This is a genomic window from Rhizobium sp. KNZ14-9A (genome assembly GCF_056755015.1).
This window is the reverse complement of record NZ_JBPGXB010000004.1, coordinates 608402-635398: the sequence shown is the minus strand read 5'-3', so window position 1 is coordinate 635398 and position 26997 is coordinate 608402. Positions and strand designations below refer to the sequence as shown.

Annotated in this window: 28 protein-coding genes; 19 read left to right on the top strand and 9 right to left on the bottom strand. The window is 60.7% G+C overall.

Going from position 1 to position 26997, the window contains the following annotated elements; all coding sequences use genetic code 11:
* Positions 1 to 11 precede the first annotated feature (11 nt).
* Positions 12 to 1151, top strand: coding sequence for a helix-turn-helix transcriptional regulator (locus tag ACR9ZQ_RS33255; protein WP_029868575.1), 1140 nt, complete (start codon positions 12 to 14; stop codon positions 1149 to 1151).
* A 105-nt stretch (positions 1152 to 1256) separates the two neighbouring features.
* Here ACR9ZQ_RS33255 and ACR9ZQ_RS33250 read toward each other — a convergent pair whose 3' ends face one another.
* Positions 1257 to 1670, bottom strand: a complete 414-nt coding sequence (locus ACR9ZQ_RS33250; protein ID WP_029868574.1) for a cupin domain-containing protein — start codon at positions 1668 to 1670, stop codon at positions 1257 to 1259.
* Between the two features lie 259 nt (positions 1671 to 1929).
* Here ACR9ZQ_RS33250 and ACR9ZQ_RS33245 point away from each other — a divergent pair, with 259 nt between their 5' ends.
* Complete coding sequence (locus ACR9ZQ_RS33245; RefSeq protein WP_310382115.1) at positions 1930 to 3120, top strand: MFS transporter; 1191 nt, start codon at positions 1930 to 1932, stop codon at positions 3118 to 3120.
* 19 nt (positions 3121 to 3139) lie between these two features.
* Here the strand turns inward: ACR9ZQ_RS33245 and ACR9ZQ_RS33240 are convergent, their stop codons facing one another.
* Positions 3140 to 4165 carry a LacI family DNA-binding transcriptional regulator gene (locus ACR9ZQ_RS33240; protein WP_481429822.1) on the bottom strand — a complete coding sequence of 342 codons (1026 nt, stop codon included), beginning with the start codon at positions 4163 to 4165 and terminating at the stop codon, positions 3140 to 3142.
* A gap of 168 nt (positions 4166 to 4333) precedes the next feature.
* Between ACR9ZQ_RS33240 and ACR9ZQ_RS33235 the strand changes: the two genes are divergently transcribed.
* From ACR9ZQ_RS33235 to ACR9ZQ_RS33215, 5 genes are all read left to right on the top strand, one after another.
* Positions 4334 to 5578: an ABC transporter substrate-binding protein gene (locus ACR9ZQ_RS33235; protein WP_481429821.1), complete on the top strand. Its 1245-nt coding sequence runs from the start codon at positions 4334 to 4336 to the stop codon at positions 5576 to 5578.
* Between the two features lie 76 nt (positions 5579 to 5654).
* The gene (locus ACR9ZQ_RS33230; protein WP_051942136.1) at positions 5655 to 6581 is read left to right on the top strand and encodes a carbohydrate ABC transporter permease; all 927 of its coding nucleotides are present in this window, start codon (positions 5655 to 5657) and stop codon (positions 6579 to 6581) included.
* Between the two features lie 20 nt (positions 6582 to 6601).
* Positions 6602 to 7450 (top strand): carbohydrate ABC transporter permease, encoded by an 849-nt coding sequence (locus tag ACR9ZQ_RS33225; protein ID WP_029868568.1) that lies wholly within the window; start codon positions 6602 to 6604, stop codon positions 7448 to 7450.
* 29 nt (positions 7451 to 7479) lie between these two features.
* A complete protein-coding gene (locus tag ACR9ZQ_RS33220) occupies positions 7480 to 9411 on the top strand; it encodes a glycoside hydrolase family 127 protein (protein ID WP_310382114.1) in 1932 nt (643 codons plus the stop codon).
* Positions 9412 to 9421: 10 nt separating this feature from the next.
* Complete coding sequence (locus ACR9ZQ_RS33215; protein ID WP_310382113.1) at positions 9422 to 10519, top strand: ABC transporter ATP-binding protein; 1098 nt, start codon at positions 9422 to 9424, stop codon at positions 10517 to 10519.
* Between the two features lie 44 nt (positions 10520 to 10563).
* On the opposite strand, the gene ACR9ZQ_RS33210 is transcribed toward ACR9ZQ_RS33215, so the two are convergent.
* Positions 10564 to 11862: an alpha/beta fold hydrolase gene (locus ACR9ZQ_RS33210; protein WP_481429820.1), complete on the bottom strand. Its 1299-nt coding sequence runs from the start codon at positions 11860 to 11862 to the stop codon at positions 10564 to 10566.
* Between the two features lie 96 nt (positions 11863 to 11958).
* On the opposite strand from ACR9ZQ_RS33210, the gene ACR9ZQ_RS33205 reads away from it, so the two are divergent.
* The 12 genes from ACR9ZQ_RS33205 (at position 11959) to ACR9ZQ_RS33150 (ending at position 22326) form a co-directional block, all read left to right on the top strand.
* Entirely contained in the window at positions 11959 to 13104 is a 1146-nt protein-coding gene (locus ACR9ZQ_RS33205) for a M24 family metallopeptidase (protein ID WP_481429819.1), read from the top strand.
* Positions 13105 to 13371: 267 nt separating this feature from the next.
* Positions 13372 to 14160 (top strand): phosphonate metabolism transcriptional regulator PhnF, encoded by a 789-nt coding sequence (gene phnF, locus ACR9ZQ_RS33200; RefSeq protein ID WP_481429818.1) that lies wholly within the window; start codon positions 13372 to 13374, stop codon positions 14158 to 14160.
* Complete coding sequence (locus tag ACR9ZQ_RS33195) at positions 14153 to 14611, top strand: phosphonate C-P lyase system protein PhnG (protein ID WP_481429817.1); 459 nt, start codon at positions 14153 to 14155, stop codon at positions 14609 to 14611. The genes phnF and ACR9ZQ_RS33195 overlap by 8 nt, the downstream gene beginning before the upstream one ends.
* Positions 14611 to 15156 (top strand): phosphonate C-P lyase system protein PhnH, encoded by a 546-nt coding sequence (phnH, locus tag ACR9ZQ_RS33190; protein ID WP_310382108.1) that lies wholly within the window; start codon positions 14611 to 14613, stop codon positions 15154 to 15156. Before ACR9ZQ_RS33195 ends, phnH begins: the two co-directional genes overlap by 1 nt.
* Positions 15156 to 16253 (top strand): carbon-phosphorus lyase complex subunit PhnI, encoded by a 1098-nt coding sequence (locus tag ACR9ZQ_RS33185; RefSeq protein WP_481429816.1) that lies wholly within the window; start codon positions 15156 to 15158, stop codon positions 16251 to 16253. Before phnH ends, ACR9ZQ_RS33185 begins: the two co-directional genes overlap by 1 nt.
* Complete coding sequence (locus tag ACR9ZQ_RS33180) at positions 16250 to 17164, top strand: alpha-D-ribose 1-methylphosphonate 5-phosphate C-P-lyase PhnJ (protein ID WP_481429815.1); 915 nt, start codon at positions 16250 to 16252, stop codon at positions 17162 to 17164. Before ACR9ZQ_RS33185 ends, ACR9ZQ_RS33180 begins: the two co-directional genes overlap by 4 nt.
* On the top strand, positions 17161 to 17994 hold the full coding sequence (locus ACR9ZQ_RS33175) for an ATP-binding cassette domain-containing protein (RefSeq protein WP_481429814.1): 834 nt from the start codon (positions 17161 to 17163) through the stop codon (positions 17992 to 17994). Before ACR9ZQ_RS33180 ends, ACR9ZQ_RS33175 begins: the two co-directional genes overlap by 4 nt.
* Before the next feature lie 21 nt (positions 17995 to 18015).
* Positions 18016 to 18756, top strand: coding sequence for a phosphonate C-P lyase system protein PhnL (locus ACR9ZQ_RS33170; RefSeq protein ID WP_439018886.1), 741 nt, complete (start codon positions 18016 to 18018; stop codon positions 18754 to 18756).
* Positions 18743 to 19915, top strand: coding sequence for an alpha-D-ribose 1-methylphosphonate 5-triphosphate diphosphatase (locus tag ACR9ZQ_RS33165; protein ID WP_481429813.1), 1173 nt, complete (start codon positions 18743 to 18745; stop codon positions 19913 to 19915). The genes ACR9ZQ_RS33170 and ACR9ZQ_RS33165 overlap by 14 nt, the downstream gene beginning before the upstream one ends.
* A gap of 99 nt (positions 19916 to 20014) precedes the next feature.
* Positions 20015 to 20374, top strand: coding sequence for a PhnE/PtxC family ABC transporter permease (locus tag ACR9ZQ_RS33160; protein ID WP_481429812.1), 360 nt, complete (start codon positions 20015 to 20017; stop codon positions 20372 to 20374).
* A 61-nt stretch (positions 20375 to 20435) separates the two neighbouring features.
* Positions 20436 to 21245: a PfkB family carbohydrate kinase gene (locus tag ACR9ZQ_RS33155; RefSeq protein ID WP_481429811.1), complete on the top strand. Its 810-nt coding sequence runs from the start codon at positions 20436 to 20438 to the stop codon at positions 21243 to 21245.
* 121 nt (positions 21246 to 21366) lie between these two features.
* The gene (locus ACR9ZQ_RS33150) at positions 21367 to 22326 is read left to right on the top strand and encodes a S1C family serine protease (RefSeq protein WP_481429810.1); all 960 of its coding nucleotides are present in this window, start codon (positions 21367 to 21369) and stop codon (positions 22324 to 22326) included.
* 80 nt (positions 22327 to 22406) lie between these two features.
* Here ACR9ZQ_RS33150 and ACR9ZQ_RS33145 read toward each other — a convergent pair whose 3' ends face one another.
* The 6 genes from ACR9ZQ_RS33145 to ACR9ZQ_RS33120 all read right to left on the bottom strand — a co-directional run bounded on the left by ACR9ZQ_RS33145 (position 22407) and on the right by ACR9ZQ_RS33120 (position 26868).
* Complete coding sequence (locus ACR9ZQ_RS33145) at positions 22407 to 23300, bottom strand: haloalkane dehalogenase (RefSeq protein WP_481429809.1); 894 nt, start codon at positions 23298 to 23300, stop codon at positions 22407 to 22409.
* Positions 23290 to 23694 carry a TetR family transcriptional regulator C-terminal domain-containing protein gene (locus ACR9ZQ_RS33140; protein WP_481429808.1) on the bottom strand — a complete coding sequence of 135 codons (405 nt, stop codon included), beginning with the start codon at positions 23692 to 23694 and terminating at the stop codon, positions 23290 to 23292. Before ACR9ZQ_RS33140 ends, ACR9ZQ_RS33145 begins: the two co-directional genes overlap by 11 nt.
* A complete protein-coding gene (locus ACR9ZQ_RS33135) occupies positions 23658 to 23837 on the bottom strand; it encodes a TetR/AcrR family transcriptional regulator (protein ID WP_481429807.1) in 180 nt (59 codons plus the stop codon). Before ACR9ZQ_RS33135 ends, ACR9ZQ_RS33140 begins: the two co-directional genes overlap by 37 nt.
* Before the next feature lie 392 nt (positions 23838 to 24229).
* A complete protein-coding gene (locus tag ACR9ZQ_RS33130) occupies positions 24230 to 24646 on the bottom strand; it encodes an organic hydroperoxide resistance protein (protein WP_113320380.1) in 417 nt (138 codons plus the stop codon).
* 159 nt (positions 24647 to 24805) lie between these two features.
* Positions 24806 to 26131: an ATP-binding protein gene (locus ACR9ZQ_RS33125; protein ID WP_439018092.1), complete on the bottom strand. Its 1326-nt coding sequence runs from the start codon at positions 26129 to 26131 to the stop codon at positions 24806 to 24808.
* Positions 26128 to 26868 (bottom strand): response regulator, encoded by a 741-nt coding sequence (locus tag ACR9ZQ_RS33120; protein WP_007826946.1) that lies wholly within the window; start codon positions 26866 to 26868, stop codon positions 26128 to 26130. Before ACR9ZQ_RS33120 ends, ACR9ZQ_RS33125 begins: the two co-directional genes overlap by 4 nt.
* Positions 26869 to 26997 lie beyond the last annotated feature (129 nt).

The following is a 26997-nucleotide window of genomic DNA, read 5'->3' as shown; positions in this document are numbered from 1 at the left end:
AAGACAGTCAAATGGAGCATGCGGATATTGTCGATGCCATCTATCGGGCTTCCGTAAACATACAGTTGTGGTCCAGCACATTATGCTCGGTTGTCGACTATGTCGGGGCAACAGCCGGCAATATTGTCTATCAGGCCCCTGATGGAAAAAGCAGCTTTCTGATCCCCGGCCGGATGCGCGAAGATCTGAATGACCTTTATTTGCAGCATTACGCCGGCAATCCCTATGCAAAGGCGTTCGAGAAAGTTCAGCCGGATCAGGTGGCGATCGGCAATGAGCTCATCGATGATGCCGCCGTTCGGCGCACCGCATACTATGCCGACATCTGCGCGCCTCAAAATATCTACAATCAGCTCTTCGTTCCTCACGCCAGCCTGCACGAACGCGGCGGTATCGGCGGGGTAGCGCTTTTTCTCTCCAAGACCCAGGACACCGAAAACGCCCAGGCGGCCCGGAAGCTCCTGCAATTGACGCCGCATCTTTCCCGCTCGATAGAGCTTTCCCTTCATGTCGGAAGCATAAGACGAGAAGCCAGCCTTCTGCAGCGGCTGCTCGAGGCCCTGCCCGATGCGGCCATGCTGCTCGATGGCCAGGGCGAAATCGTCTTGCTGAATTCCGCCGCAGAAGACATCCTGAGACGGGGCGACGGCCTTTCCATCAACAGACATGAGCGCTCGGCGCTTCCAAGCGTTTCCAGCAGCTCCAAGGCTCTGGCTCATGCGATACGGCAAGCCATCGAAATCGCAACCGGAACCGCCACGCAATTGCAGGGCGCTGTCCAGATTCTCCGACCGTCGGGCCTGCCGCCCTACCTCGCGCAGGTCACTCCACTACCGCCAAATTCCTTCGTCGCATGGGACTCGGCAGATTCCGGCGCCCGCGTGCTTCTTCAGATCGTCGATGCAGAAAGCCGCGCCACCGGGCAGGCAGAGCAGCTTCGCAGCATCTTCAGCCTAACCGCCGCGGAAACGAAGGTGGCTGTGCTTGTCGGCTGCGGATTTTCGGTTCCAGAGACCGCGAGGATGCTTGCCCTGTCTCCCAACACCGTCAAAACACATACAGCAAGGCTCCTATCCAAGACGGGTGTGCGATCTCAAGCGGCATTTGCGCGACTGATGGCGTCCGTTCCCGCGCGGCCCGGCCGGCCCTAATCCCGTTTCCGTCGCAAAGTGATAACGAGAGGCATTGTAAGACCGAAAAATACGGGAAGGTGCTGAAGGGACATCCCCTTCCCGCTCAAAGCATCGACTTCTCGATCAGGGATCGGGCGTCGTCAGTTCCGTTTCCTTGGTATCGACGACGAATACGGCCAGAATTTTTGCCGGCTTCGTCTTGCTGGCATTCGCACTTACCAAGTGATGATCGCCGGGTACTTCGATCCAGTTCTCACCGGTTTTGAAGACCTTTTCCTTGCCGTCGTTCACCTTGCTTTTGATTTGACCCTCAATGACGGTCGCGTAGATGAAAGCACTCTTCGCGTGGGTATGCGCGGGATTATATCCGCCCGGCCCGTATTCAACGAGAACGCCGCGCATACTTTTGCCCGGGACGTTTGGCAATTCATGGTCGAAGACGACCGTGATCTTGGCATTGTGGGCCTTCTGGGCCGCGAAAGCCGGGGCTGCGGCAAGTGACAGCGCCAGCGCGGCAGTGGTCATGGACTTGAGCATCGTATCTTTCTCCTCTGAGGCTCGCTACGACCTGGGCAAGCTAAGTCCACGCACGAGGAAAGGTCAGATATACGATGGTTTAACGCGCTGCCCTCCGGCTGTGATGACACAGTCCACCAGTCTGTCGACAACTAGTTAAGGTTGTTGTTGCGGTTGCCGTCAACAAGATATATCTCGGAAATGCCACTCGAAATTGTCTTTTCTCGCCGTCGCTGCGATTGAGACCAAACTCCCGAACCGATCATCCCGGAGCGATCGAATGCATATCCAGCCGCAACACCGGATCTATGTCTGCTTCTTTCTCTTCGCCATTTCGATGGGAGCACTGCTTTCGCGCCTGCCCGACCTACAGGACGCCCTGGGCGTCAACAAGTCGGAACTCGGCCTCACGCTGATCGGCGCAGCGATCGGTGCGTTGATTTCCTTGACATTCGCGTCGCCGCTGATTGCGCACTTCGGCGCGCGCAAGACGGCGTTCCTGACGGTGCTCGGCACGTCCGCGCTACTGGCAACCATCCCCTGGGCCAATGCCGCCTGGCTGGTTTTCTTCATCCTCTTCTGTGAGGGCTTGCTGGCCGGCGCCCTGGAGATCAATCTCAATGTCGAGATCGATCGCATCGAAGCCCAACTCGGCCGCGGCGTGATGAACAGGGCACATGGCTTCTGGAGCCTTGGATTCTTCCTGACCGCACTCGTCGGCTCTGCCGTTCGTCAGGCGGGCGTGCCAATGCATCTGCATCTTGCGCTGACATTCGCTTTCGTCTTGATCGTCGGCATTGTCGTCATCTCGGGCATAGAGAATGCGCCGGCCCGTGCCGGAGTTGAGCATGTGGAAGGCCCAAGTATCGCGCTGCCGACATGGGGGCTGATGCCACTTTGCGTGATCGGCATTGCCGCCTTTCTGGTGGAAGGCGCAGGTATCGACTGGTCGGCGATCTATATGCGTGACACCTTCGCGGTCGAACCCTTTATCGGCGGCCTTGGGCTGACGCTGTTCACCTTTTTCATGGCGGTCGCCCGACTGTTCGTCGATCCGCAAGTCGACCGATTTGGCGCGCGCGCCGTCGCAACGTTTCTGCTGGTTCTCGCGGTGGTCGGGCTTTGCGCAGTCTGGCTTGCGCCACACCCCTATGTCGCGCTGTTCGGTTTTGCGCTGATGGGCGGCGGCTGCAGCGCGGTCTATCCGCTCGCCGTGTCTGCCGCGGCACAGCGAACTGATCGCCCAGCCCATCTCAATGTCGCAGCTCTCGGGCAGATGTCCTTCGTCGTCTTCTTCCTGGCTCCGCCCCTTCTCGGCTTTGTCGCCGAGCATGCCGGCATCAGAGTTTCCTACCTTGTCTGCCTGCCGATCATCGTCGCAGCCCTTTGTTTGACAAAGGCGTTGAAGCCGCGCGCCGTTGACAACAAGGAGGGTGCCGAGGACGAAGCCAGCCAGGCCGCATGCGGATAAATGGTCAGCCGTGCCGGCCTCAGGATTGATCGCCCTGGCCGGCAGACCGGCGAATGACGAGCGTACAGGGCAATCTCTCGACGCCAGGTTGGATCGGTTCACCTTTCGAGAGACCGAGGATCGCAAGCCCGGCCCTGTGACCGAGTTCCTTGAGTTCCATGTCAACGGTCGTGAGCGGCGGGCGTGTCTGCCGTGAGACGACTTCCCAATTGTCGAACCCTACGACCGCAACGTCGCCGGGGATGGAGACGTTTCTGTCGCGCAGCGCATCGATGACGCCGCGAGCGATCTCGTCGCTGCCACAGAAGATCGCATCCGGTTTGGCCCCGGATCGCGAGAATACCGTCTCGATCGCCGCATGCCCCCATTCTTCCGACCAGTCGCCGAACATGACCTCGGCCGTCGGCCCGACAAGCTGCCGGTAGGCCTCGGCGCGAATGCAGGCGGCGCGATAGTTCTGCTCGCCGGTAATATGCAGGATGCGCGACCGGCCGAGGCGCTGGAGATGTTCGACCGCCAGCCGCGCACCCTGAGCGTCATCGGGATGAAAACTGACGCTAAGTGCCGGTCCCTGCGCGAAGACATAGACGACCGGAATGCCCAATTGGGTCAATTCCGCCGGTGGTTCCAGGTCAATGCGCGTCGCGGTGAAGATGATGCCGTCGACCTGCCGGTCGCGCAGCGCTTCGAGATGCAGTCTTGCCAGCCTTGGATCGTTGTTGGTGGCGCAAAGGAAGAGGGAGACGCCATGATCGACCAGCACTTCCGACACGCCCGACGCCATCGGCAGGGTCAAGCGCCCGTACGTATCGTTGGTCAGCATGCCGATCGCATGGCTGCGCTTGGTCAACAACCCACGCGCGAGCGCATTCGGTCGAAATCCGATCTCCTCGGCGATCCGCCTCACCTTTTCGCGCGTTTCGGCATTGGTTCTTCCAGTGCCGTTCAACGCATTCGAAGCCGTTGAAATACTCACGCCCGCAGCCTTCGCCACGTCACGGATCGTATGCCGGCCGCCACCCAATTCCTTCAAATTCGCACCCATTCAACTGAGTTGTTAAAACCTTTTAGCAGAAATAAATTAGCTGATAAAAGGTTTTAACAAAAAGATGACCGTTTAATGCATACAGCCTGTCGACATGAAAAATTTTCTCCTTTAACGTCATCTTCGTCTCGAGGCAGAGGAGCCTCGCATAAGAGAAGGGGAACCCACATGTTACATTTGAAAACCACGATTGCCGCTGTTGCGCTGCTGGCGAGCTCTTCTCTCGCCAGCGCAGAAGAAATCACGCTATGGGTGCGCACATCTTCGGGTGCCGTGCTTCAGGGCCTGGCCGAAAAATACAATGCTTCGCATTCCGACAAGGTTAACGTCACCCAGATCACCGCCGAGCAGATGGTGCCGAAGCTCGGCGCCGCAATTGCCGGCGGCGCAGCCCCTGATGGCGCAGTCCTCGATCTGATCTACCTGCCGACCTTTGCGGCCAATGACAGCCTTGAGGACATCAGCGACTTCGTCAAGGGCCTGCCCTACTCGGCCGCACTCAGCCCGTCGCATATCCGCCTTGCTACCTATGACGGCAAGGTCTACGGCGTGCCGGCGCTGCCCGATGCCTCGATCATCGCCTACAACACCGAACTCTTCAAGAAGGCCGGCCTCGACCCGGACAAGGCTCCAGCCTCGCTCGAGGAGATTGCCGCCGATGCCAAGAAGATCCATGCGCTCGACAAGGAGACCTATGGCTTCTACTTTGTTGCCAATTCCGGCAGCTGGCTGATCTACGATTTCCTGCCGCATCTCTGGGCCGCCAATGCCGACGTGCTCTCCGATGACGGCCGCACGGCGACCGTCGATACACCGGCGCTGCGCGACACCATTGCTGCTTATCGTGACATGTGGAAGGAAGGCGCCATTCATCCGACCTCCCGTTCAGGCAACGGCAATAACGCCGTCGAAGCCTTCGCCTCCGGCAAGGTCGGCATCCTCATGACCGGTTCCTACATCGTCAACCTGCTGACCAGCAAATATCCCGACGTCAAGTTCGCCGTCGCTCCGATCCCTGGTCCTAAGGGCGGCGCATCGAGCTTTGCCGGCGGCGATACGGTGGCCCTCATCAAGGGCATCAGCGAGGAGAAGAAGAAGGTCGCGCTCGACTTCGTGAAATTCTACATGGAGCCCGAGCAGCAGGTCTACATTACCCAGGAATCCGGCATGCCGTCGCGCACGGATCTTGCCAAGGAAGCCTATGCCAAGTTCGACCCGCGCAACCTGATCGCCTATGATATCCTGGCAAGGGCGCGCACGCCCTATACCTTTTCCTCGGATGAACTGTTCGTCAGCCGCACCGGCCCGTTCCTCAACCTGATTCAGGGCACGATCTTCGGCGATGATGTCGACGGCTCGATCAAGAAGGCGCAGGACGACTTCACCAAGATCCTCGACCGCACCAATCCGTAATCGCGTCTCAAGCGGGGCGGCCTTCCGCCCCGCTCCTTCCGCGGATGCCGACGCGCGGTTTTGAAATCTTCGAGGAATGACAGTGGTCGACACGCCGACAACACACATAAAACAGCCGATCTCCGGAGAGCCGGAGCCGAAGGGCTGGCTAGGACTGGCCTTCATCTTGCCCGGCTTCCTGTTCATCCTGGTGCTGTTTCTCGTTCCGCTCGCCATGACGATATGGATGAGCTTCTACAACTGGCCGCTGCTTGGCCGGAAGAAATTCATCGGTCTTGCCAACTACGGCGAACTGCTGGGCGACATGCAGCTCTGGCATTCGCTGGGCTTCACGATGCTCTATACCGTGCTGGTGACGGCGGCAATCTTCGCCGTCGCCTTTCCCTTGGCGCTGCTCGTCGATCGCCCACTGCGCTCGGCCGGCTTTTTCCGCACCATCTTCTTCATGCCTGTCGTCATCGGTTTCGGCGCGGCCTCCACACTCTGGATGTGGCTGCTCAATCCTGACAGCGGCGTCTTCGCTCAGGTCCTGCGTGGCATAGGTCTCATCAGCTCGGCACCGCGCCCGCTCGAAAGCTTCTGGCCAGCGATGGCCGTGATCATCCTGATGGTCGTCTGGAAAACCGCAGGCTTCACCATGGTCATCCTGCTGACCGGCCTGCAGGGCATTTCCAACGATGTCATCGAGGCCGCCAAGATCGACGGCGCCAGCGTCTTCAGCCGGTTCCGCCGTATTACCCTGCCGCTGATGCGCAATTCGCTGGTGCTGGCTCTTGTCCTCAATGTCACCTCCTCGATGCTCGCCTTCGACCAATTCTTCATCATCACCCAGGGTGGGCCGGAAAACAGCACGATCTCGGCGGTGTTTTCCATCTACCTGGCGTCCTTCTCATCCTATCGGCTCGGCTACGGTTCGGCGCTCTCCTTCGCGCTGCTGATCGTGCTGGTCGCCATCAGCGCCATTCAATTCGTGCTGCTGCGCGAGCGCCCGGAGGAAGGCTAATGACCCTGACCCCATCCAAGATGAACACCAATCCGCGGGGCGGCCAGACGGGCTACCTGCTCTTCCTGCTGGCATCGATCCTGTTGGCGATCTTCTTCATCATGCCGATCGTCTGGTCGCTGGCGAACTCCTTCAAGCCGGCTGCCGAGGCGCTCGCCAACCCGGCTGCGCTGTTTTCCAAGACCTTCTCGCTGGAAAATTACCGGCGGCTCGAGAATGTCGGTGCCGGCTGGTATGTGTACGCTGCCAATTCGGTGATGATCGCAGTCGGCACGGTTGTGCTGACGGTGGTCGTCTCCGTGCCGGCCGGCTACGGCTTCTCCAAGTTCCGGTTTCCCGGCCAGTCGATCCTCTTCGTGCTGATCATGGCGACGATGATGATCCCGTTCCAGTCGATCCTGACACCGTTGTTCCTGATCCTGAAGCTCCTCGGGCTGCAGAACAACCTCTTCGGCCTGGTGCTGATCTACGTCACCTTCCAGCTGCCGTTTTCCGTCTTCATGATGCGCAATGCCTTTGATGCCGTGCCGAAGGCGCTGATCGAGGCGGCGCGCATCGATGGCGCCTCGCAGGCAACGATCCTGCGCCGCATCATGCTGCCGATTGCGCTGCCTGGCGTGGCGACGGTGGCGATGTTCGCCTTCCTCAATTCGTGGAACGAGTTCCTGGCCGCGCTCATCTTCCTGTCGGACCAGAACAAGTTCACGCTGCCGATCATGCTGGTGAACGTGTCCTCCGGCCTTTACGGCATCATCGACTGGGGTGCACTGCAGGCCGGTATCGTGGTGACCATGATCCCCTGCATCATCCTCTTCCTTCTTCTGCAACGCTATTATGTGCGCGGCCTGACGGCCGGCGCCGTGAAATGAGAAGCGGCCCGTCCGCTCAAGGAGTTCCCATGCCCATCGCCCAGAAATCACAGTCACGATCCCCGATCGACCGCTACCTGCCGGCCGACCATACCCGCGTCGCCTTCAATGGCGGCTTCTGGAAGAGCTGGACGGAAACCGTCCGCGACGTGACCATCCCCACCCAGCATATGCGGCTTGACGAGGAAGGCTTTCTCGAAGTGCTCGATTTCGACAAGCCGGCCGGTCCGTTGGCGCGGCCGATCCAGCCGAGTGGCCTGTCGATGCAGCATTTCTTCGATTCCGATTTCGGCAAGTGGATCGAGGCCGCGAGCTACACGCTGAAGAACAATCCGAATCCGGATATCGAGGCCAAGATCGACGCGATTGTCGAGAAGCTCGAACATGGCCAGATGACTGACGGCTACCTCAACAGCTGGTTCATCCGCCGCGAGCCGGAGAAGCGCTGGACCAATCTGCGCGACCTGCATGAAATGTATTCGATGGGCCATCTGCTGGAAGGCGCCGTCGCCTATTTCGAAGCGACCGGCAAGCGCCGCTTCCTTGACGTGATGATCCGTGCCGTCGATCATATCATCGACACGTTCGGCCGTGAGCCGGGCAAGCTGCGCGGCTACGACGCGCATGAGGAAATCGAGCTGGCGTTGGTCAAGCTCTACCGCGTCACCAAGGATCCCCGCCACCTTGATCTCGCCACCTATTTCGTCGACGAACGCGGCAAGATGCCCTCTTACTACGATGAAGAGGCGCGCAAGCGCGGCGAGGACCCGGCCAGCTATGTCTTCCAGACCTATGCCTACAGCCAGGCACACATGCCGGTGCGGGAACAGACGCAGGTCGTGGGTCACGCGGTGCGTGCCATGTATCTGTTCTCGGCCATGGCCGATCTCGCCTTCGAGAATGACGACGAGAACCTGAAGAGCGCCTGCGACCGGCTCTTCGACAATCTGGTGGGACGCCAGCTCTATGTCACCGGCGGCCTCGGCCCCTCGGCCTCGAACGAAGGCTTCACCAGGGAATACGACCTGCCGAACGAGACGGCCTATGCCGAGACCTGCGCTGCCGTGGCGCTCGGCTTCTTCAGCCACCGCATGGCGCAGATCGAGCTCGACAGCAAGTTCACCGACAAGCTCGAAACCGTGCTCTACAATGGCGCGCTTTCCGGCATCTCCCGCGACGGCGAACATTATTTCTATGAGAACGTGCTCGAAAGCCATGGTCAGAACCGCCGCTGGAAATGGCACTACTGCCCCTGCTGCCCGACCAATATCGCCCGTTTCATCACCTCGCTCGGTCAATATTTCTATTCGACCAAGGCCGATGAGGTTGCTGTCCACCTCTACGGCGAAAATGCCGCGGAGCTTACGGTCGGCAATTCCTTCCTGCGTCTGAAGCAGAAGACCGAATATCCCTGGAATGGCGATATCGGGATTTCGCTCGGCCTCGATCAGCCGAAGCGTTTCACGCTACGCCTGCGCATTCCCGGCTGGTGCCGCGATGCCAAGGCCTCCGTCAACGGCGAAGCAATCAAGCTGGATATCATCAAGGGTTATGCGGCCATCGAACGTGAATGGAAGGATGGCGACGAGGTTCGCCTCGCTTTCGACATGCCGGTCGATCGCCTCTATGCCCATCCGGCGGCAACGGATGACAATGGCCGCTTTGCGCTGCGGCGCGGCCCAGTGATCTTCTGCGTCGAGGAAGCCGATCTCGGCACGGAGCCGCAGCGGCTGAGGTTGCCCTTGCAGGGCGAGATTGCCGCAAATTTCGACGAAACGCTCCTCGGCGGCGCCACAGTTCTCGAAGGCGATGCGCTGGAAGCCGATGCCTCCGACTGGCAGAATTCGCTCTATCGCACCGAGCCGCCGGCGCTGAAGCCGCGGCGATTCAAGGCGATCCCCTACCATCTCTGGGCAAACCGAGAGCCGGGCGCAATGGCCGTCTGGCTGCACGAAAAGTAGGGAGATCACAATGGCACGCCTTGAACTGCGCAACGTGGTCAAATCCTACGGCATTTACGAAGCCGTGAGCGGCATCAACCTCGATATCGAGGACAACGAATTCGTCGTCTTCGTCGGCCCCTCCGGCTGCGGCAAGTCGACGACGCTGCGCATGATTGCCGGACTGGAACACATTACCGGCGGCGATATCGTCATCGGCGATCAGGTCGTCAACCGGCTTGGCCCCGGCAAGCGCGACATTGCCATGGTGTTCCAGAACTACGCCCTTTATCCGCATATGAGTGTCAGGGAAAACATCTCCTTCTGCCTAGAGCAACAGAAGCTGCCGAAGGCGGAAATCGACGAGCGCATCAGCCGCGCGGCCGAGACGCTGCATATTACCGAACTCCTGTCGCGGCGCCCCGGCCAGCTCTCGGGCGGCCAGCGTCAGCGCGTCGCCATGGGTCGCGCCATCGTGCGCAATCCCAAGGTCTTCCTGTTCGACGAGCCGCTCTCTAATCTCGATGCCAAGCTGCGTGTGCAAATGCGCACCGAGATCAAGCGCCTGCACCAATTGCTGCCGACCACGACAGTCTATGTCACCCACGACCAGGTCGAGGCCATGACCATGGCCGATCGGGTCGTCGTCATGAATGGCGGCATCATCGAACAAGCCGGGCCGCCGCAGGAACTCTACCATCATCCCGTCAGCCAGTTCGTGGCCGGCTTCATCGGCTCGCCGTCGATGAATTTCCTCACTGCGATGCTTGAGGCCGAGGGAGATGGGCTGGTCGTCATCCTGGAAGACGGTAGCCGGCTTGCCGTTCCCGCGAACCGGTTTCAGGAATATCAGTCGCATGCCGGTGAGGCGGTCATCTTCGGAATCCGGCCGGAATCGATATCAAGCCTGACGCCGAAACCCGGCTTTGAAACCATCGAGGCGAATGTCGACCTGGTGGAGCCGCTGGGGCCGGAAACGATGATCTATTTCGACATCGGCTCGGTCAGCATGTGCGCCAATGTCGATCCTGAGAGCGACCCACGCCCACGCACGAAAATGCCGCTCTCCTTTAACATGAATCGCATGCATCTCTTCGATCCCGTCGGCGGCAGGTCGCTTTCGGCCTGACGACGGCCTACGCGCGGACATAGCAAAGGTGGAAACCCCTCGGATCAACCGAGGGGGCCGCCGCGATCGCGCACCATCTGCCTTAGACGCGTGAAGACAGCGGCTGACTGGCGCACGCCGTCGTGTTCGAATTCGTTCGTCACCCAGGTCTTGATATTGCCGACATCGCGGGCGGTCGCGAGTGACAGATCGGCATCGACATACATGTCATCGAAATAGACCGCTGCGGCGACCGGGATCTCGCTTGATGCCAGCCGGACTGGATCGTAGAGCGGTTCGAAGCCATCGTAGCGCGCCAGCGCTTCCACCGCGTCGCGGAACGGCCGCAGCGAGCGGATTTCCTCGAACATCCACGGATACATCATCTCGCCGGTCAGATAGAGTGGCCGGCTCTCTTCGCCGAATTCGGCGAATTCCGACCGGATACGCTCCGCCGCCCAGCCGGTTGCACCCTTGCCCTGCCCGTAAATGCTTTCCTGCAACACGGCGAACATTGGATTTCCGTCATAGGAAGTCAGCGACATGACGGAGGCAAGGAAAGCATCGGAGAACCGCGTTTCCTCCGGATCGGAGAAGGCTTCGTCCACCAGCCAGTGTACGTTTTCGTAACCCGGCGCCATACCGAAATCGATGCCGATGGTCTGCAGCCTGCGCACTGTCAAGCGGTCCCCGTCAGGCAGGCGCACATCATCGGCGGCAATGCGCTCGGCGATCCGAGCGATGCGGTCGCGATCGGCAGGATAGCGCTGGTAGTATTCCCGGTTCTTGGCAGCAACCCGCAGATAAGTGCGGCGATAAACCTCATCTGCCGTTGCCGAGAGCCCAGCCAGCCCGCCCGTGACATAGCAGGCAGCCAGCCCCTCCGGCGCCTGCGACAGATAAGTCAGCGTCAGGAAGCCGCCATAGCTCTGACCAAGCGTCTCCCAGCGCACGCCGCCGAACACGGTCTTCCGGAGATGCTCGCAATCGGCAATGATATTGTCGGCCCGAAAATGGCTGAGATAATCGGCTCCGGCCCTCCCGTCCGTAAAGGCAGCCATGGTGGCGCTCTCGATGCGGGTGCTTCTGCCCGTACCGCGCTGATCGAGCAGCACGACGCGGTAATTCTTGAGCGCCTCGCCGAGCCAGGACGGACCGCCGCCGACCGGTCGCGGCGACTTGCCGCCCGGGCCACCCTGCAGGAAGAGAAGGACAGGCAACTTTTCCTGCTTGCGTGCGGGATCGCAAACCTCGCGCGCGAAGACCTTGACCGAGGCGCCATCAGGCTTTTTCCAGTCGAGCGGCACGTCGACGAGATGGTCGCAGACATGAACGCCGGGGATCGTATATTCGCTGACGAGCATGATCAAATCCTGTGGAATGTTTGTCGACACACTGCCTACAATTGCCCTATGCTGGAATCAAGCATTCAATTTTGACAAAGATAACGGATATATAGCGTGTCTCTCCCGGTCTGGTCCCATCCCGTCGCAGCCATCACTGATGAAGAACGGCGCAACCGCCTGTCGCGCTTGCGCGAGCGCATGCAGACGCACGGCATCGCCGCCACGCTGCTCGGCCCGACAGAGAGCTTACGCTATTTTACCGGCCTGGTCTGGCACCTGAGCGAGCGGCTGCTCGGCGCGGTCGTGACTGACGATAAACTCACTTACATTGTACCCGGTTTTGAGCGCAGCCGCGTCGAGACCCTGGCGCACCTGCCCGGCGAGATTGCCGTCTGGGAAGAAGAGGAAAGCCCTGCCGCATTGGTATCACGGCTCGTCGGTCCGTCCGGCAAGCTCGCGCTCGACGATGCATTGCCGCTTGCCTTCTATCACGCCTTTACCAGAGAGATGGCGGCGACCCGCCTTGTCGATGCAGGGCCTGTCATCCGCGCGCTACGCGCCATCAAATCGCCGGCTGAAATCGCCCTCATCCGGTATGCGATGGGTATCACGCTAGATATTCATCGCAAGGTCCACGACACGCTCGCGCCCGGCATAGCCGCCTCGGACGTTGCGCGCTTCATCGACCAGCAGCATCGCGCTGCCGGCGCCGATGGCGGCTCGACCTTCTGCATCGTCTCCTTTGGTGCGGCGACAGCACTGCCGCATGGGGCGGATGGCGAACAGATCCTGCAGGCGGGTGACGTCATTCTCGTCGATACGGGCTGCCGGATCGACGGTTATCATTCAGATCTGACACGCACCTATATGCTGGACGAGGGCAATCGCGAATTCGTACGCGCATGGGCAATCGAGCGTGAGGGCCAGCAGGCCGTTTTCGATGCGGCAAAACTCGGCACGCCCTGCGAAAGTCTGGACGTGGCCGCCCGCAACGTGTTTGTGCGGCATGGGCTCGGACCGGACTATCGCCTGCCCGGTCTGCCGCATCGCGCCGGCCATGGCCTTGGCCTCGAAATCCACGAGGCGCCCTATATCGTCCGCGGCAACGAAACAGCGCTGGCACCGGGCATGTGCTTCTCGAACGAGCCGATGGTCGTCTTCCCCGGCACATTCGGCGTTCGCCTCGAAGACCATATCTACATGACCGAAGATGGCCCGCACTGGTTCACGACGCCCGCGGAAAATCCCTACGCGGTCTGAATTTCGTTTCCCTCCCACGCCAAGTCATCTGGTGCCATCGGTTCTCCTGGCGTCGGACATGAACGCGACGCCGATATCGGATGGTGATCCGTCGGCAGCCTATTTGTACATCCGGTTTGTACATCCGGATCTTCCGGATCGGGCCTGCGCGACCGGTTCGCTTCAGTCAGCTAGTCAATCAGCGAAGAGTTCGTCCGCCGCTTACACAAAAGCGTCACCGACAGCCGCTATATTTAAGTCATCCGAATGAATTTTGGATTCATCCGAATGAATAACGAACAACATTCGATCGAAGCAAGATCGCGGTCCGGCCACTGGCAGATCGTCGAGAAACAGATCAACAGGGATATCGCGTCAGGCGCGCTCCAGCCGGGAAGCCGCCTGCCGACGGAAACCGAGATCATGGAGCAGTTCCAGGTCGGCCGCCACAGCGTACGACGGGCTATCGCCGAGCTTGCTGCTGCCGGAAAGGTGCGGGTCGAGCAGGGGCGCGGTACCTTCGTGGAAGAGCACTCCGTCATCACCTACAATATCGCCCGGCGAACGCGCTTCCGCAAAAACCTTCTGGAACAAGGACGCGTTCCCTCCGGCCAGCCGGTCTCTGAGTCGGAGATCGTGGCGCCGCCGGGGATCTCCGCAGCACTAAAGCTCCCGGAAGGCGCAAAGGTCTACATGATCGCCCGCCGCGGCTTTGCCGACGATGTGCCGATCAGCCTCAGTCATTCCTACCATCCGGTCGAGCGCTTCCCGAACATGCACCTGCGCCGCCGCGCGGGTGAATCGGTCACCAGCATCTACGCTGCCTTCGGCATCCCCGACTATGTCAGGCAGAGCACCATGATCCTCACCCGCCGCGCGATTGGTGACGAAGCGCAGCTTCTTGCCCAGTCGCCCCAGCAGCCGGTGCTCGTCGTCCAGAAAACCGACGTCGACATGGAAGGCCGGCCAATCGCCTATTCCGAGACCGTCTGGGCCGGAGAACGCGTGCAATTCAGCATTGATAACGAGCCGGAAGATCGCGCTGCGACCCCGGCGAAAGGACAGGACGATGAATGACATCATGGAAGCCGGCGCGCCCCCTGCCAGCTTCAACCATGCAAGCATGCTCGACATACTTGCCAGGGCCGATGCGGAAGGGATCAAAGCCGTTGCAGAGGAACTGCTCGATGACGTGGGAGCGGTTGAGGTTCTCGTGAACCGCACCGGCCTTGCGATGCTGCCCTACACTGACACCGTGCATAACACGGCCTTCCATCTCGGCGAAGTGCTGATGGCCGAGGCCCATATACGCCTGTCGGATCATGGCGTGGAAGGTTATGGCGCCGTCGTCGGGCGCGATCTCGAACATGCCATGGCGATCGCCGTCATCGATGCGAGTTTCGCAGGCAGGATCGGCAAGACCGGCATCGAGACCTTCCTGACCAGCGAACAGCGCCGCCAGATTCAGGACGACGATATCAGGCTGCGCAAGGTCGAAGCGACGCGCGTGCGCATGGAGACCTTCTGATGACACAGACCTTGCTCCTTCCGACTGATGAGGACATGCGCACGAACGCCACCTTCGATGCGCTGATGTGGGCACTTGCCCGTCCCGGCCGCGTCCAGCCCCTGCCCTTTCAGGGCCTTCTTGCGCTGGCCGAAAGCCTGCTCGACCGCGAATGCAGCTTCTTCTGCACCGATGAGAGATTGAAGGCAGAGATTGTCGGGACCGGCGCCAATGCCGTTGCCCTGCATCAGGCGGAATATGTCTTCGCATCGATCGGCGACCGCGCCGAAGTCTCCGCGCTTTCGGTAATGCTCAGCGGCAATCTGCTCTATCCAGATGCCTCCGCAACGATTTTCGCGCCGGCCATCATCGGATCGGGAACGAGGCTTCGCCTGACAGGCCCCGGCGTCAACGGTTCCATCGATATCGCGGTCGGCGGCGTGCATCCGGATTTCTGGGCGCTGCGCGCCGAAGCCACCCACTATCCGCTCGGCTGGGACATCTATCTAGCCGACGGCGCAAGCCTGATCGGCATTCCCCGCTCCACCAAGATAGAGGTGCTCTGATGGCCTATGTTGCAACACGTGGCGGAGAACACGCCATTGAACAGTCCGAGCGCTTCTATCGCGAAGAACTCGGACAGATCGACAAGGCCCGTGTCGACGCGATCGGCGAGAGTCTGCCTTACTTGGTCGACCGCGTGATGGGCGAAGCCTCGCTTTACGCGCCGGAGCTTGCCGCATTGGCGCTGGCCCAGTCCGGCGGCGACCTCTACGAGGCAGTGCTGCTGCTGCGCGCCTATCGCACCACCCAGCCGCGCCTGACGATTGCTGAACCGGTGCGCCAGCGGGATCTCTTTACAGTGCGGCGTATTTCGGCAGCCTTCAAGGATATTCCAGGCGGCCAGATCCTCGGGCCGACGCTCGATTATTCGCACCGTCTGCTGAATGTCGATGTGCTGAACGGCGCGACCTTCGTTCCAGAACCGGTGGAAGCCGCAAAGACACCCGCACCCGCCACCCAGCCGTCGCTCACCGACTGGCAGAAGGCGCAGGGCCTGATCGAGGAGACATCAACGGAAGACGTACCGCTCGACGAGATCCCCGATGTGACGCGCGAGCCGCTCCCCTTTCCGGCAAGCCGCGCCCACAAGCTGCAGAGTCTGGCCCGTGCCGATACCGGCGGGACGCTGGCGCTCGGCTACTCGACCATGCGCGGTTATGGCAGCGTGCATCCGACCGTCAACGAATTGCGGCTCGCCGAAGCCGAAGTGCGCGTCCGCCATCCGCGCGGCACGCTCTTCAGCGCCGGACGCGTGCGCGTCAGCCAAACGGAAGTCATCTCCAAGACCAAGAGCCTCGAACTCGGCTTTTCCGCCACGTTCGGCTGGAACGAGGTAAAGGTCATTGCCGCCGCCTCGCTCGATCTCGCCTCCAATCAGCCCAATCCCCATCCGGCCTCGAATGAGGAATTCGTCCTCTACCATACGGAACCCGTCGAAAGCTCGGCCTTCTGCATCCATTTCAAGCTGCCGCATTACGTGACCTTCCAGTCGAGCCTCGATGCTATCAGGCGCGTCAAAGCCGACAAGGCAGCCAATGAAACCGGCGCACCGCAGGACGGCGCCGTCAAGCAGGCCGAACTCGAAAAGGCAATGCCGTGAAACTCGATCAACTGACAAAACCCTGGGCGGCCTTCAGCTATGGCTTCCTGGACGAATCCGCCAAGCGCGAGATGCGCCGCCGCATCCTCAAAGCCATCGCCATTCCCGGTTATCAGGTGCCCTATGCCAGCCGCGAAGTGCCGATTGCCCGCGGCTGGGGAACCGGCGGCCTGCAGGTGACGCTGACGCTCCTGAAGCCGACATCCGTCGTCAAGGTCATCGATCAGGGTGCCGACGATTCGGTCAATGCCAGCAGCATCCGCAAGTTCCTGCGCCGGGTTAGCTCGGCCCGGGAGACATTGGATACGCTGGAGGCAGACATCATCCAGTCGCGCCACCGCATCCCAGAAGAGAAGCTGCGCGAGGACCAGATCCTCGTGCTGCAGGTTCCCAATCCCGAACCGCTGCGGCCTGTCCAGCCGGACATGTCAGAAGCGCGTATCATGCATGGTGATGCCGATTACGGCCAACTCTGGTTGACCCTCTACGAGCAGCTGGTGCGCTCCGGCCGGATTATGCAGGGTTCCAGCTATCCGAGCATGGTCAATGGTCGCCATGTGATGACCCCTTCGCCGATCCCGCGGTGGGATGTGCCGAAGATGAACCAGGCGGCGAACCTCACCATCCTCTCGGCCGGCCGCGAAAAGCGCATCCATGCCGTGCCGCCCTACACGCGCGTCGAACCGCTTGTATTCGACGACGTGCCCTACCCGGTCGAGGATCATGCTGACAAGATTTGTCACCGCTGCGGCGTAACAGGCTATTTCATGAACGAACTACCGCAGGATGATGGCTCCTCCACCTTCGAGGTTTCCGACAGCCAGTATGGCGTCAAGCATATCCGCAAGCAGGACGGCGAGACCGTTGCCATCGGCGAAACCTATTACAAGCAAGGCAAGATCGAGCAATGAGCGCCACCCCCCTTTCCGCCTCAAATCTTTCGGCATCGGGGCGCCAGCCGCCGCGGCTGATGCTGTCCTCGCCGATCCTGACGATGAACGGCATCCGCAAGAACTTCGGCGAGGTACAGGCGCTGCGCGGCGTCGATGTGACCGTCTATCCCGGCGAAGTGCTCGGCATCGTCGGCGAATCCGGTTCCGGCAAATCGACTTTGCTCAGGATGATGAACCTAGAAGACCGGCCGGATGACGGTGAATACAGGCTGGCGCTTCCCGGCCGCGAGGATATCAACCTCTTCACGCTCGACCGTTTCGAGCGGCGCATGCTGCGGGCGCGCCATATCGGTATTGTCTACCAGAACCCGCATCTTGGTTTGAGGATGAACCATACGAGCAGCGGAAATGTCGCCGAGCGGCTGCTGATTGCCGGCGAGCGGAATTTCGCAACGCTTCGTGCCCGCGCCAAGGGCGCACTCGATGCCTCGGAATTTCCGGTCGCGCGCATGGATGCCCGTCCCGCGGAACTCTCCGGCGGCATGCAGCAGCGCGTGCAGCTTGCCAAGGCGATTGCGCTCGAACCGGCGCTTCTGCTGCTCGACGAACCTACCACGGGGCTCGATGTCAGCGTCCAGGCGCTGGTGCTCGACACGCTGAAGCGGCTGCAGCGCGAACGCCGGATCACCATCGTCATCGTTTCGCATGATCTCGGTGTTATCCGCACGATGGCAGATCGTGTGATGGTGATGCGTAACGGCGAAGCCGTCGAAGAGGGGCTCGCCGACCAGATCTTCCAGGATCCGCAGCATGAATATACCCAGCAGCTCGTGCATGCGAAGCTTTGAGAGGAGACCGAGCCGGTGAACATGCACACACATCCTGCCGCTTCGGCACAGACCATTCTCTCCGTCCAGGGCCTCGCCAAGCATTTCGAGATGCATCATCTCAAACGCACGCTGCACGCCTTCGACAAGGTCGATTTCGAACTCCGCGAAGGTGAATTCATCCTGCTGACCGGCGAAAACGGCGCCGGCAAATCGACGCTCTTGCGCACGCTCTACCGTTCCTACGTACCGCGCGCCGGCCACGCCTATTATCATACGCGCGAAGGTGTCATCGATCTGACAGTCGCAGCCGACGTCGATATCGCCCTTTTGCGCAAGCGCGAGATCGGCTTCGTGACGCAGTTCCTGCAGGCCCGTCCGCGCGTGGCGGCCGAAGAACTGGTCGCCGAGCCGCTGCGCCTTGCCGGCCAGCCTTACGACGAGGCGATTGAACAGGCGCGCCGTTGGCTTTCCGCCTTCGGCGTCAAGCCGGGACTGTGGGCCGCTTATCCCTCTACCTTCTCCGGCGGCGAGCAGCAAAAGGTCAATCTGGCGCGCGCCCTCATCCTGCCGCAGCGGCTCCTCTTTCTCGACGAGCCGACTGCCTCGCTCGACAAGAATGCGCGCCGCGCACTCGTTGCCCGCCTTGCCGAGCTGAAGGCTGCAGGCGTGGCAATGATCGGCGTCTTTCACCACCCCGACGATGTCGCGGATCTCATCGACCGCGAAATCAGCCTTCAAACCCGACAGATCCAGGATGGAGCAGAGAATGTGGCTGAGTGATTTCGAAATCGTGCTGCGCGATAGGGTCATACCGCGCGGCGCTGTCAGGATTAAAGATGGCATTATCGCCGACATCAGAGAAGAGCCGGTGGCTGGGGCCGATATTTCCGGCGATGGCAGGCTGCTGCTTCCAGGCTTCATCGACATGCATGGCGATATGATCGAGCGTGAGATCGAGCCGCGGCCGAATGTGCGCTTCCCGCTGGAACTCGGCATTTTCGAACTCGACAAGAAGCTTGCCGGCAATGGCATCACCACCGCCTATGCGGCGCTGTCCTTCCATGCCAATAGCAGCTATGGCCACATTCGCTCGGAAGAGCATTCGCGCTCGATCATCCAGACGCTGGTCGAACTCCGGAAGAACGATCTCCTGATCGACCACAGGGTTCACGCACGCTTCGAAATCACCTTCACCCATGCCCGCGCCGTCATCGAAGACCTGCTGCGGGCCGGCGCCCTCGATCTCGTCTCGCTGATGGACCACACGCCGGGCCAGGGCCAGTACCGCGATGTCGAACGCCATATCAAGACGATCGCGCGCAACAACAAGATCAGTCTCGAACAGGCTGCCCAGCGTGTTCAGCAACGCATGGAAAACCGCGCCCAGAACAATGACGCGGTCGACAATCTGCAGGGCATCGCCGCCACCGCGCGCGACCATGGCGTCATCATCGCCTCCCATGACGACGACAGTATCGAAAAAGTGGCGATCGTCGAGGGACTCGGCGCGCGTGTCAGCGAGTTTCCGGTGACGATGGCGGCTGCACAGGAGGCCCGCAAGTTCGGGCTGGCAACGGCCATGGGCGCACCGAATGCGCTTCGCGGGCTTTCCTATTCAGGCAATCTTTCTGCCCGTGAGGCCTATGAACGCGGCGTTCTCGACATCCTGGCGAGCGATTACCATCCCTCCGCCATGCTGCCGGCTGCCATCGCACTTGCGGAAGCCGGATCGGGCGGACTGCCGGCTTCTGTGGCGCTGGTCAGCGCCAATCCCGCCAAGGCGCTTGGGCTGACAGATCGCGGCGCGATCGAAGTTGGACTGCGTGCCGATCTCGTCATCGCCGAGCATGGCCGCCTTCCGCGGGTGCGGGCCACTTTCTGCCGGGGCAGGCAGGTCTATTCGGACGGAATTGTCCCGCGATTTCAAAAGGCTGCATAAGAAGCCTCTAGCGGCGAAGCGCCGAGAGCTGCCATTGAATAAAATATATCCGGGATTTCCGGATGTATTACTTGATAAAAACAGCGTAACTACCCGGGCGTGTTTGCCATCGCCGTTTCGGAAATCGGCACCTTCGCCAAGCTTTTTTCGGAAGCGATCGAAAATACCTCGCGCAAACCCGTCGATGGCGTTCTCGCATCGGGCGGCGGACCGCTGCAGACGATCCGCCTTGCCATCATGCCGCAGGCGATGCCGGTGATCCTCTCGATCATGCTCTACAATTTCGAATCCAACACGCGCTCAGGCACCATTCTCGGCATTGTCGGCGCCGGCGGAATCGGGTTTCTGCTGGCGGACCGCATTGCCGCCCTATCGCTGGCCGGAAGCCTGGACGATCATCTTCCTGATCGTCGCCGTCGTTTACGTTATCGATCTTTCCTCCGCCTGGCTGCGCGGTAAGATCATCGGCAAGAATGACAGCGCACGCTAAGCGGCGGAAGAGCGCGGCAAGGGAGACGGAATGGCAAGGATAATGGTGGTCGGCAATGCCAATGTCGACCGAATCTGGCGGCTCGACCGACCGCTGGTGCCCGGCGGGAGGCTCGCCTGCCAATCGATTGAGGAGCGCTATGGCGGCGGCGGCTGCAATACCGGCCTGGTCCTGCTCGATCGCGGCCATGAGGTGATACTCGTCACCAGTCTTCACGACGATGATCGAGGGCGCACCTATCTGAAGGATCTCGGCAAACGTGGCTTCAACACCGATTTCGTTGGCCTCGTGCCCGGAAAGACTGCAGCCGTCGACATCCTTGTCGACCCCAGCGGCGAACGCACCATCATCGCGCCTGCTGGCCGCCGCAGGCCTGGTATCGAAGCCCTGCCGCCGATCGATGCTTCGCTCGTCTACCTCAATGCACGGGCGATGAGCCCGGCCGCCCTGCGGCAATTGGATGATTTCGACCAAGTGGTTTCGCAATATCCGCTCTCGGCTGAACGCCGGCCGGCCAATGTTCTGATCGCTTCGCGCTCGGACGTGAAAGGAGCGGCGCAAACCGCCTGGCAGGCAGCTGCTGAAATCGCCGCGCCGCGGCTTGAAACCCTCGTGCTGACGAGCGGCATGCAACCCATCGAGATCGTCAGCCGGCAGGATTCGATCATCGTCGAGTTACCGCCCGCAGCCCCCGTGCGCGATACGACGGGAGCGGGGGATTATTTCGCTGGTGGTTACATTGATGCCATCATCGGAGGTCTTGACGCCGGCGCCGCAGCGCTGGCTGCCTGCAAGGTGGCGGCTTCGTATCTCGCCGCTTCCGGAAATCACAGCTCTTGAAAGACCGCCCTGCAAGTCTCACCTGATATCTCCATTGTTCACCTGTCGAACGACAGCCCTTTGCCTCCAGCAGTCGCTGCCGGTCCTCAACGTCGACGCCTCGCGCGTCGGAGGAGATTTCATGGGATTCATTGATCGTGACATTCAGCCGTCGTCAGACGCCGGACTGCTGGATGCCTATTCCGAAACGGTGTCCAATACCGTCGACATGGTCGGCCCGGCAGTCAGCCGCATCGAGCGCATCGGCGGACGGGCGGGGCATGGTTCCGGCTTCGCCATCTCGCCCGACGGTCTCATCGTCACCAATAATCACGTCGTCGGCGATGCAAAGGCCGTCACCATCAAGACGCCTGATGGTGCAGTCGTAAAAGGCCGGGTGCTCGGCCGGGATGAAGACACCGACCTTGCCCTGATCCGGGCCAACGACTGGTCCGGCGCCTGGGCGCAGCTTGCCGACTCGAAGAAGCTGAAGCGCGGGCATATCGCTGTTGCCATCGGCAATCCGCTTGGCTTCGAATGGACTGTCACAGCCGGCGTCGTTTCCGCTCTCGGACGCTCGATGCGCGCCGCAAGCGGTCGCCTGATGGAAGATATCATCCAGACCGACGCGGCGCTTAACCCCGGCAATTCAGGCGGTCCGCTGGTCTCTTCGTCAGGTGAGGTCATTGGCGTCAACACCGCGGTCATACAGGGCGCGCAGAGCATTGCCTTTGCGGTCGCATCGAATACCGCCAAGCATGTCGTGTCCGAAATCCTCCGCTTCGGCGAGGTCCGCCGCGGATATATCGGCATCGCAGCCGATACGGTCGATCTGCATCGGCGCATTGCGCTTGAGGCCGGCGTTCCCCAACGGACAACGGTCCGCCTGCGCCGCGTCGAAGACGATGGTCCTGCAGCCAGGGCCGGCCTTCGCGAGGGTGATTATCTGCTCGCAATCGGCGGCCATCCGGTGTCGGGGATAGACGACGTCGTCCGGCTATTGGATGGGTCGACGATCGATGCCGATGTCGATGTGCTGATATTCTCCATCGCAGGGCGGATCGAACAACGCACCGTTCGCCCCGCAAAAAGAATACATTAGCATCTGCGGTAGCCGGATAGAGAAGAGAACGAAGTCGAGGCTCGCCTTCGTTCTCCAGTGGCGGCAATCGCTCCGCTGCCTTATGCGACCAGGCTCTGCGCCTCGATCTCGGCGATGAACTCGGCAACCGTCTCGCCGATGATTTCAGGATGATCTTCCTGCAGGTAGTGCAGGCCTTTGCCCAGCTTGATCAGCCGGCAATTACGCAGACGTTTTGCAAAATCCTCGGCAAAGGCGGTCGGAATGAGGGCGCCGGGATCGCCAGCGAAGAGAAGCTTCGGATAGTTCGATACCGCCAGAGCCTCATGCGCCTTTTCCATCGTCGCATAGACATCTGCCGGCTGGCCAGCGATCGGCAGCTCATTTGGAAATCGCCAGGTCGGTCGGCGCGAGGCCGGTGTCGGGAACGGCGCTCGATAGACGGCCATCTCCTCCTCGCTGAATTGACGGAGCGTCGCCCCCGGCAGTACGTCTTCAACGAAGATATTGTCCTGGAGAACGAGCGCCTCCCCCTCTCCCGGCGTGCGGAATCTGCGAAAAATCTCACGCTCGTCGCTGTTCAGCAGAAATTCGTCCCAGGTCGGGATCGGTCTGATGAACTCCATGAAGGCCAAGCCTCGGACGAAATCGGGACGACGGGCGGCGAGATGGAGCGCCAGCCCGCTTCCCCAATCCTGGGCGACGAGATAGGCCGACTTGATGCCCATCTTCGCTATGAAGGCGTCGACGTAGCGCACATGGTCTTCGAATCGATAGGCAATATCCGGCTTGCCGGATTGGCCGAAGCCGATCAGGTCCGGAGCGATACAATGGGCGGCATCTGCGACATGCGGAATGATGTTGCGCCAGATATAAGACGAAGTGGGATTGCCATGCAGAAGGAGGGCGACAGGGCCGTCCGTTCTGCCGGCCTCGCGATATGCCATTTCGGAATCGAGCACCGGCACGCGCGGCAGACTGATATCATGCCTCATGGCTGTGATCCTTGAACACGGTGGCAAAGACGATCTTCTTGAACCGCTCCAGGGGCTGGGCATCCCGCGATACTTTCATGCGCAGGATCGCGCCTTCCCATGAAGCAAGGAGGAATTCGGCCAGATCTTCCGGACTGATCGCATCATCGATCTCCCCGGAGGCCTGTCCTTCGGCAATGCAAGCCGTAAATGGCGCGCTCCATTCGCCAAAAATTTCCGATAGCCGCGTGCGCAGCGTCTCGCTCTGCGGGGCCGCCTCCAGGCTGAGATCGCCGATGAGGCAGCCGCGGCTGAAACCATCGGCAGCCAGACGGCCGGTGATGATATCGAGATATTTCTCGATGCGCTGGCGTGGCCTCAGCCCCGCATCCCCAGCGCCGTCTCGATGGCGCACTGAAGATCCTGAAAGTAGAGATCCAGCACCTCCTTCGTGAATTCCTCTTTGGAACGGAAGTGGTTCGTGAACGAACCCTGTGGCACGCCCGCTTCGGCGACGATGTCGCGGACCCCCGCGCCAATGTAACCCTTGCGGAACATGACCTTTCGGCCGGCTTCGAGAATTGAGTTTCGATGTGAATGTTTTGCCATACGCATTATAATACGTACGACCGTATTTATGTCGAGACTGAGATCGTTTTGCGACGCAATCGGAGCCAGACAGGTAGAAAGACTTAAAAAAATAAGGCACCCGCTAAACGGCGGGTGCCCTACTCATCGCTCTCAGCGATGACAGATTGCAATCACCTTACAGGGACCCGGGTGCCCCTGAGGCCGCAGCAAGCAGACCAAGCAGTGGCGACGGCTCATCAGAGAACACGTCATAGATACAGGGGGCTGCAAAAACCGCTGCTCCCAGAATGAAGATAATGATCCTTTTCATCGAAGCCTCCGTGGATGCAGCCAGCTGCACCCAAATTGAGCCGGGATGTTTAGACGAGATTGAGCTCGACATTGATGTTGCCGCGCGTCGCCTTCGAATAAGGGCAGGTCTGGTGGGCTTCCTCTATCAGCGTGCGGGCGACTTCAGGCTCCAGACCCGGCAGGCTGATGTTCAACCGGGCCTGCAGGAAATAGGCATCGCCGGTCATGCCGAGATCAACTTCAGCGTCAACAGCAGTATCGGCGGGAAGCCTCAGCTTGCGCTTGCCAGCAGCAAGGCCCATCGCCCCGATGAAGCAGGCCGACCAGCCGGCTGCAAAGAGCTGTTCAGGATTGGTGCCTGCATGGGCGCTGCCGGGAGGCGAAAGCTTTACATCGAGCTGCGCATCGCTGCTGCGGGCGGCGCCGTCGCGGCCGCCGGTGGTGTGGGTCTTGCCGGTGTAGAGAACTTTTTCAATCGTCGTCATGAGAGCACTCCTTGGTTTCGTGTCGCGACCTGCGACATCTGGTGACGGAGTGGTTTTGACGGTCTGACGTATCCCGTATGTTTCCAAAATCGGCCGAACTGTATCAAAGCGTAGCGCCGGTCTATCTGGACATTTTCGCATACAAATGCAGCGAAAAAATCAATTGGCGCGGATCGTCACTTCGGCCGCGAGACCACCGCCCTCGCGGTTGTAGAGCCGCACAGAGCCGCCGATTGCGGCTGCCAATTGCTGGGCAATGGCAAGGCCAAGGCCTGTGCCGCCAGTCTCGCGATTACGCGACTGTTCCAGCCGGAAGAAGGGTTGCATGGCGGCTTCGAGCATGGCGTCCGGAATGCCAGGGCCTCGGTCCATCACGGTGATGGCGATCGCCTCCTCGCCTTTCCGCTCAACGCTGATTTCGGCTGCGCCTGCGAATTTCAGCGCATTGTCGACGAAGTTCGTAAGAATGCGGCGAAGCGCATGCGGTTTTGTCGATGCAATGCCCTGTACGAGGCCAACGACGCTGACGGCCTTGTCCATGTCCTGATAGTCATAGGCGATGCTGTCGATGAAGGACGAGAGGTCGATGCGGGAAAACTTCTCGCCATTGCCATGGGCGCTGCGGGCATAAGCGATCCCATCCTGCACGAGACGTTCGATCTCACCGAGATCGCGCACCAGCTTGTCCTTCTCGGGGGAATCATCGGTCATATCGGCGCGCAGCCGCATGCGTGTGATCGGCGTCTGCAGGTCGTGCGAGATCGCAGCCAGAATCTGCACTCGCTCTTCGAGATAATGCGCGATCCTCTCGCGCATGGCATTAAAGGCGCGCGCCGCATGCGCAACTTCGCTCGGGCCACGCTCGCTAAGCGGCGGACCTTTCTTGTTGGGATCGAGTGCGTCGGCCGCAGCCGCAAGAGCCCCGAGCGGCCGGATTGCCTGGCGCACGGCAAACCAGGTGCAAAGCACCAGTAGCACCATCTGGATAGCAAGCACATAGGGCAACCATGCCGCAATCGGCATCGGAGGCCGCGGCGTGATGTCGATCGTCAGCGGACTTCCGTCACTCAGCGTCAGATGCGCCTGCAGCCGGCTGATGTCGCCCGGAATCGATTCCATGCGGATCGGATAGGTGCCGCCGATCGCCTCTTCGATCCTGCCGCCGATTTCCCTGCCCTTGCTGGAATTGTCCGGCACACCGGGCAGACCCGGTCCAAGTTCGAAACGATAATTGCCGCGGCTGAGACGATCGAGCAGGTCGCTGCGCTGATCCGCGGGCAGGCGGTCGAGAACGGCGATCGAGGTCGCGACATCACTTTCCAAAGTGCCGAGCATGACTGCCTTGGCCGACATGGAACGCTCGACGAAGAGGACTGTGAAGGACAGGCCATAGGCAATCGCCAGGCCCGCCAGCAGAATGAAGAAAAGACGAGCCCGCAGCGTGCTCGGCCAAAACCCGGAGCGAAGAGCAGCCCCCACGCTCATGACCTGGCCTCTTCAATCTCCACCGGAACGGAAAAGACGTAACCTTCGCTGCGCACCGTCTTGATATAGGTCGGCTCGCGGGCATCATCCCCCAGTCGCTGCCGAACGCGGCTGACCAGCAGGTCGATGGAGCGGTCGAAGAGTTCCGCATCGCGGCCCTGCGTGAGGTTCAGCAGTTGGTCGCGGTTGAGCACCCGCTGCGGATGGTCGATGAAGACGCGCAGCAGCCGGTATTCGGCGCCGCTCAGCGCAATCTCGGTTCCTTGCCTGTCAAGAAGATGCCGGCCGACCGTATCCAGGCGCCAGTCACCGAAGCGAAGCCACTGTCCTGCCTCCGAAATCTGCAGGTTCGGCGGCAGCGCGCGGGTGCGGCGTAAGACGGCCTTGATGCGTGCCAGCAATTCGCGCGCGGCAAAGGGTTTCGGCAGATAGTCGTCGGCGCCCATCTCCAACCCGATGATGCGATCCATCTCGTCGCTGCGGGCCGTCAGCATCAGGATAGGCGTTGCCTTATGCTTACCCGCACGCAGCTCACGACAGAGCACGAGCCCGTCATCGCCCGGCATCATGACATCGAGCACGATGAGATCGACCGTATTGCCTTCGAGAAAGCTGCGCATCTGGCGGCCATCGGCGGCGACTGACGTCCGAAGCCCGTTCTTCTTCAGATAGCTCGAAACCAGTTCGCGGATTTCACGATCGTCATCGACGATCAGGATGTGGTCGACGTGCTCCATGTCGGGACTTTCGGATCCTCTATCTATTGGCGCGCAACAGAACTGTTATCTGCAGACCCGCTGCTTACTGTTTTGACTCTGAATTGGCTGCCGCGAAACAGGGAATTCCGTTCGCGGCAGCCGAGGCAG

Coding starts and splice junctions, on each gene's coding strand:
- ACR9ZQ_RS33255 (WP_029868575.1), top strand. CDS start 12: ATGGAGCATGCGGATATTGTCGATGCCATCTATCGGGCTTCCGTAAAC.
- ACR9ZQ_RS33250 (WP_029868574.1), bottom strand. CDS start 1,670: ATGCTCAAGTCCATGACCACTGCCGCGCTGGCGCTGTCACTTGCCGCA.
- ACR9ZQ_RS33245 (WP_310382115.1), top strand. CDS start 1,930: ATGCATATCCAGCCGCAACACCGGATCTATGTCTGCTTCTTTCTCTTC.
- ACR9ZQ_RS33240 (WP_481429822.1), bottom strand. CDS start 4,165: ATGGGTGCGAATTTGAAGGAATTGGGTGGCGGCCGGCATACGATCCGT.
- ACR9ZQ_RS33235 (WP_481429821.1), top strand. CDS start 4,334: ATGTTACATTTGAAAACCACGATTGCCGCTGTTGCGCTGCTGGCGAGC.
- ACR9ZQ_RS33230 (WP_051942136.1), top strand. CDS start 5,655: ATGACAGTGGTCGACACGCCGACAACACACATAAAACAGCCGATCTCC.
- ACR9ZQ_RS33225 (WP_029868568.1), top strand. CDS start 6,602: ATGAACACCAATCCGCGGGGCGGCCAGACGGGCTACCTGCTCTTCCTG.
- ACR9ZQ_RS33220 (WP_310382114.1), top strand. CDS start 7,480: ATGCCCATCGCCCAGAAATCACAGTCACGATCCCCGATCGACCGCTAC.
- ACR9ZQ_RS33215 (WP_310382113.1), top strand. CDS start 9,422: ATGGCACGCCTTGAACTGCGCAACGTGGTCAAATCCTACGGCATTTAC.
- ACR9ZQ_RS33210 (WP_481429820.1), bottom strand. CDS start 11,862: ATGCTCGTCAGCGAATATACGATCCCCGGCGTTCATGTCTGCGACCAT.
- phnF (WP_481429818.1), top strand. CDS start 13,372: ATGAATAACGAACAACATTCGATCGAAGCAAGATCGCGGTCCGGCCAC.
- ACR9ZQ_RS33195 (WP_481429817.1), top strand. CDS start 14,153: ATGAATGACATCATGGAAGCCGGCGCGCCCCCTGCCAGCTTCAACCAT.
- phnH (WP_310382108.1), top strand. CDS start 14,611: ATGACACAGACCTTGCTCCTTCCGACTGATGAGGACATGCGCACGAAC.
- ACR9ZQ_RS33185 (WP_481429816.1), top strand. CDS start 15,156: ATGGCCTATGTTGCAACACGTGGCGGAGAACACGCCATTGAACAGTCC.
- ACR9ZQ_RS33175 (WP_481429814.1), top strand. CDS start 17,161: ATGAGCGCCACCCCCCTTTCCGCCTCAAATCTTTCGGCATCGGGGCGC.
- ACR9ZQ_RS33170 (WP_439018886.1), top strand. CDS start 18,016: ATGCACACACATCCTGCCGCTTCGGCACAGACCATTCTCTCCGTCCAG.
- ACR9ZQ_RS33165 (WP_481429813.1), top strand. CDS start 18,743: ATGTGGCTGAGTGATTTCGAAATCGTGCTGCGCGATAGGGTCATACCG.
- ACR9ZQ_RS33155 (WP_481429811.1), top strand. CDS start 20,436: ATGGCAAGGATAATGGTGGTCGGCAATGCCAATGTCGACCGAATCTGG.
- ACR9ZQ_RS33150 (WP_481429810.1), top strand. CDS start 21,367: ATGGGATTCATTGATCGTGACATTCAGCCGTCGTCAGACGCCGGACTG.
- ACR9ZQ_RS33145 (WP_481429809.1), bottom strand. CDS start 23,300: ATGAGGCATGATATCAGTCTGCCGCGCGTGCCGGTGCTCGATTCCGAA.
- ACR9ZQ_RS33135 (WP_481429807.1), bottom strand. CDS start 23,837: ATGTTCCGCAAGGGTTACATTGGCGCGGGGGTCCGCGACATCGTCGCC.
- ACR9ZQ_RS33130 (WP_113320380.1), bottom strand. CDS start 24,646: ATGACGACGATTGAAAAAGTTCTCTACACCGGCAAGACCCACACCACC.
- ACR9ZQ_RS33125 (WP_439018092.1), bottom strand. CDS start 26,131: ATGAGCGTGGGGGCTGCTCTTCGCTCCGGGTTTTGGCCGAGCACGCTG.
- ACR9ZQ_RS33120 (WP_007826946.1), bottom strand. CDS start 26,868: ATGGAGCACGTCGACCACATCCTGATCGTCGATGACGATCGTGAAATC.